We start from the raw sequence: 1411 nt of genomic DNA, 5'->3' as shown, positions 1-1411 counted from the left end.
ATGCGCAGTACGACATGCTGTACCTGCCCGTTACCGAAAGCATCCGCTACCACTACGACTTCAACGGCAACCGTACCGCCACCGTCCTGCCCGACGGCAGACAAATCAACTACCTGTATTACGGCAGCGGCCACCTGCACCAAATCAGCCTCGACGACGAAGTCATCACCGACATCGAACGCGACAGGCTGCACCGCGAAATCTTCCGCACACAAGGTAAACTCGCCAGCCGCTACGAACTCGATCCCCTAGGCCGTCTGAAAAGGCAAATCGTCACCCTTAACGACCTAACGCAGACCGAGACAGATAAGAACACTGTAACATCGGCTTATGCAGTCAAACGCAGCTACGGCTACGACCGTACCGGCAACCTGACCCACAGCACCGACCAGCGGACGGGCACGACCCAATTCGAGTACGACAGACTGGGCAGGATTACCAAAGCCGGCAGCGAACTGTTCGCCTTCGACCCTGCGCATAATATCCTGTCCGATAACAATAGCCCTACCATCCCCGACAACCGCCTGAAAACCTACAACGGCAACAGCTATTACTACGACCACTTCGGCAACCTGATCCACCGCGAACTGGCCGACGGCGAAGTACAGAACTATTTCTACGATCTGCATGACCAACTGGTTAAAGCCGAAATCTTCAAAAAAGACGGCACGAAAGAAACTTGGGCGTACAGCTACGACGCCTTGGGCAGAAGGATAGGCAAAGGCCGTCTGAAAAACGAAGAAGTTTCAGACGACCTCGAAGAGGAAACCGGATTCGTTTGGGACGGCAGCCATTTGCTGCAAGAAATCCAACCGGACGGCAGGTATACCTATATCTACACCGATCCCGACAGCTACGAACCTTTGGCACAGGTACACAACCGGACCAACGAAGAAGGCGAAAGCAAACAGGAAACCCACTACTTCCACTGCGACCAAATCGGCATCCCGAGAGAGATGACCGATGGCGAAGGCAATCTGGTTTGGTTCGGGGATTATTACGGTTGGGGCAAACTGAAGAGCGAAACTAAGGTAACGGATAGCGCATACCAACCCTTCCGCCTGCAAAACCAATATGCCGACCGCGAGACGGGGCTGCATTACAACTTCTTCAGGTACTACGAGCCTGATGCGGGTCGGTTTGTGAATCAGGACCCGATTGGGTTGGAAGGCGGATTTAACTTTTACCGATTTGCGCCGAATGTTCAAATTTGGATTGATCCAAAAGGTTTAGCAGCTTTCGCTATTCCATTGATTGCTCCGGAGTTAGTAGCATTAGGTAAAGCGGCTCTTCTTTTATTAGGATTAGGTGCGGCTCATGAGGGAGGTAAAGCTATTGGTACTATGATGGCTGCAAATGGCAATCAAGTCGATACAGGAGTTGCTAATCAAGTCTATGAAAAAATGAATGA

General features: G+C 51.7%; 1 protein-coding gene. It reads left to right on the top strand.

The features are described 5' to 3' along the window. Nucleotides 1-14: 14 nt before the first annotated feature. Nucleotides 15-1411: RHS repeat-associated core domain-containing protein (locus tag ACTHUT_RS20670; RefSeq protein WP_440419676.1), on the top strand; the 1397-nt coding region annotated here is incomplete at its 3' end.

This window comes from Neisseria sp. P0022.S010 (genome assembly GCF_051956635.1).
The sequence above is the reverse complement of the archived record's forward strand: the minus strand, read 5'-3'. Positions and strand labels throughout refer to the sequence as shown.